At 57.1% G+C, this 3232-nt stretch carries 3 protein-coding genes, 1 tRNA gene and 1 pseudogene; 4 read left to right on the top strand and 1 reads right to left on the bottom strand.

Going from position 1 to position 3232, the window contains the following annotated elements:
* The 4 genes and pseudogenes from PH203_RS49500 to PH203_RS49485 form a co-directional block, all read left to right on the top strand.
* The coding region (locus PH203_RS49500; protein ID WP_289929525.1) for a HEPN domain-containing protein at positions 1-1558 on the top strand (1558 nt) is incomplete at its 5' end.
* A 39-nt stretch (positions 1559-1597) separates the two neighbouring features.
* Positions 1598-1792, top strand: a pseudogene (locus PH203_RS49495) (tyrosine-type recombinase/integrase); the annotation flags it as partial.
* A 225-nt stretch (positions 1793-2017) separates the two neighbouring features.
* Positions 2018-2581 (top strand): hypothetical protein, encoded by a 564-nt coding sequence (locus tag PH203_RS49490; RefSeq protein WP_289929524.1) that lies wholly within the window; start codon positions 2018-2020, stop codon positions 2579-2581.
* Positions 2582-2742: 161 nt separating this feature from the next.
* The gene (locus PH203_RS49485) at positions 2743-2985 is read left to right on the top strand and encodes a hypothetical protein (RefSeq protein ID WP_289929521.1); all 243 of its coding nucleotides are present in this window, start codon (positions 2743-2745) and stop codon (positions 2983-2985) included.
* A 119-nt stretch (positions 2986-3104) separates the two neighbouring features.
* Here the strand turns inward: PH203_RS49485 and PH203_RS49480 are convergent.
* Positions 3105-3176, bottom strand: a tRNA-Cys gene (locus tag PH203_RS49480).
* Positions 3177-3232: the final 56 nt, after the last annotated feature.

Genomic DNA, 3232 nt, shown 5'->3' with positions numbered 1-3232 from the left:
CACAACCTCGCCCTCACCGGATAGTTCAACGGGCCGCGCAACGACCAACCGTGCCCGAGGCGACCCGAAGATCATTTACGGGACGGCCCTTAGCCAGGACCCCCTCACGCGCTGGTTGAATCTCACATTCATTGCCACAGAGTACATTCCTGACTATGGAATGAGCAGGGCAAATGTCTTGAGGGCGCACTGCGGCGGGGAACTTCAGCAGATCGATAAGCCTAACGATAGGCTTGCTGAGATGCTTCTCGCCTTTGGTCGAGACGCCTACCCGGGCTACCTGATCAAGAAACCGGAACCGACTCACGGGGTTTCTCCGATGCCGATGAGGGCACTCACCGCAGCTCGCAAAGATTTTCCAGAGTTCTGTCGGGAAGTGCTCAGTGATGAGAAATTGAAAGAACTCTTCCCAGGGCTTGAAGGGGCGGATATCCCCGACGAGCTATCGGAGATCCTCAACGTGCAGTCGCTACTCGGCTACCCAGTTGGAGGGATGGAGCCAGTTCAGCTCCTGTCCTTGGCTGACGACCTAATCAAGAATTCATTTCAGCGCTGTCAATTGGACAGGGATTTTTCGACTGTCAGATTCCTTTCCTGTCTCTCCTCCCTCTTGGAAGACGCAAGAAGTCTTGCAGCTGGGGACACTATTGATGTCCCGATCATCGTAGGTCTAGGGAACGTCGCCTTCGAAGAGGGTACGGACCTGGCGGAGCATAGCTACGGGCTTTTGAGGGCGCGAAGGCCAGAGGACGCCGAATACGACCTGAACATGAACAGCGCGGGGGTCGTGCTGGTATGCCACGCCAAAAGCCGGGTTCTATCAAAGAGGCCAGCCGCCGAATTCGAATCGTTTGACTACTCCCAGCATTCTAAAGAGGTTGAAGAATGGCACAGGGAGGTTAGATCGCTGGTTGACTCTGTATGCTTGGGGCTAATGTTGGCAAGCCCAGATGAGCGGCCAGGCTCCGCATTTCCTGTTTCCATTTCAACCGTTCACCCGTTTTCTACCTTCTCGAACCACATTTACTCGCGCAGGCCAGAAGGGGCCCGGTTGCCACCGATTACCCTAACAGGGGAATTCGCAAGCCAGGCCGATGATTGGATCAATCGAGTAATCAAGGGTCATCCGCAGAATCTGCGCGTGGCGATGCGCCGTGTGATCTCTGCCGCAGGCACGCGTAGCGACCCACTAGACTCGCTCGTCGATGCAGTTCTTGCTTGGGAAAACATGTTCAGTAGTTCTCCAGAGACCAAGCTCAGAGTCTGCGGATCTCTGGCTATCCTCCTTGAGGATAGAGATTATGAAGCGAGAAACCAACTTTACGGCGAGTTGGGAAAAATCTATAACACTAGGAGCGCCATCGTTCACGGCAAATCGAAGGAACCGTCTCACTCGGTCGTGGTAAATCACAGAGATCGGGCCATTGTGATCGCCCTACAGGCCTTCCGGAAGCTATACGGGCGCCCTCAGATCCTGAATGCCAAAGACTCCGACTCTCGTGGACAGATGGTCATGCTAGGTGCAAGCCTCAATGATGTTGCCGCGTCACAGGGCTGATCTGGGTCTGGCCGCTCGTGCCCTGATCTATGGAAAAAGGAAGCGAACGTCAGGGATGGGCGCCTTCACGACGCTCGCCACACAGCCGCGACGGTTCTGCTGATCCTGGGCGTCCCAGAACGCGCCGTCATGGGCCTCATGGGGTGGTCGACCGCGGCCGTGGCCGCCCGTTATCAGCACATGGTGGACGCTGTACGCGCCGACATCGCAAAGCAGGTGAACAGCTTGATTTAGGACACCTCAGCCTCGCGCTTGCCAGAGCTGGAGTGACCAACCGCAGGTCTCGCTGATGAGTCGCACAGCAGACTCATCAGCGAGACCTCTCCAACGCGAAAGCGAACAAACAAGCTTCTTCGCGGTAGATTCACTGGCAGAATGTTCGCCATGAGTGGCTATATTCTCCGATCCAAATTCTTGCATCGTCGGGCACGGCGCATTGGAGCTAGGTGTGCCGATTCTGTGCTATCCAAATTCTCTGTACTGGGTATCGATGGTTCGCGCTGGCGAGTAAGGGTGGTTGAAAGATGGGCTTTCGCCTTCCTGGTCATCGTTGCGGTTCGTCTGATTATCGTTGTCGCATTCCTCGCGCTTTTCTTTGGTCGCGCATTTCGGTCAATTTTTCTACAGGCTCTCGTCTTCTGGGAAAAAGTAAATGAGAATTGGCCTGCAATACTAGGCGGAGTGGCGAGCGTGCGTCCCCTGGAGTGGTACAACATGACTATCGGGGTGGTCATACTATCCGCGCTGGTGTCCGTGTTCGTTTATGCAGTAAGGCCGCTGGCCCCTTTGAGTCTGATGCTGGGGAATTGGGCCAATGAAGCGGATCTGCATCGTGGTAATTTGTGGGCGTTAGAAAGGCGTTTGAGGGCAGCCCTGATCTTGTATGGCCATGCTGCCCAGTGTGAGCGTGCTCTTTCGGCGCGTGGTTGGGTTCAAGTCTCCTTGACTAACTCGGCTTGCCTCTTGTTGCAGGCGGAACGGGAGATACTCCGGGCTTGGAAAGGTCTCGACCGGCTCGCGTGAAGCCGCGGCGCCACCAGAAGAACGAACTAAAGACCCATGCGGGTCGAGTGGTAGCGCTCCTGCGTGCCCGTGCGGCATGTGTGGATGCGGACCCTGAAAATGGCTTGCGCGAATTGGGAAAGTTATTAGTCAGGGTGGGGGATCGACTTGCGGAGGGTCGAGTGGGAGCGCTGCTCGAAGAAGGCGAGCTTGAAGGCTTCCAGCCTGTGCGCGACCGTGAGGCGCTGAAGACGGTGATTGCAGCCGTGATGGTCGCTGCCGCTGCGGTTGGAGTCGCGGTCTTGAGGCTGCCAGCTGAAGTTGCCGCGCCGCTCACGACCTTGACGGGTATCACTGTCCTAGTGACTCTCTACCGGAAGGCCGGAGGTGCGGAGACCGTGTCTCTTCTGCTGGGTGGCAGGTAGAGGGAGACTCTGCTGACCGGTTTCGGTGTGCCAACTGAGACGGGAGCTGAGACGGACGACCAAAAGGGCGGCACCCCCCTCGGGGTGCCGCCCTTTCCTTTTGCCTGGTCAGGCACTTGAGGCCGTGGCGGGAATTGAACCCACGTACCTCGCTTTGCAGGCGAGTCCCTAAGCCACTCGGGCACACGGCCGGGTCGGTTCGGAGGTGTTGGCTCCGTGCCGAGCTCGGTGAATCGACCGTAGGGCG

This window comes from Streptomyces sp. S.PB5, from assembly GCF_030403745.1.
In the GTDB taxonomy this organism is placed as follows: domain Bacteria; phylum Actinomycetota; class Actinomycetes; order Streptomycetales; family Streptomycetaceae; genus Streptomyces.
Note: the sequence above shows the minus strand (reverse complement) of the source record. Positions and strands in the feature narration are given on the sequence as shown.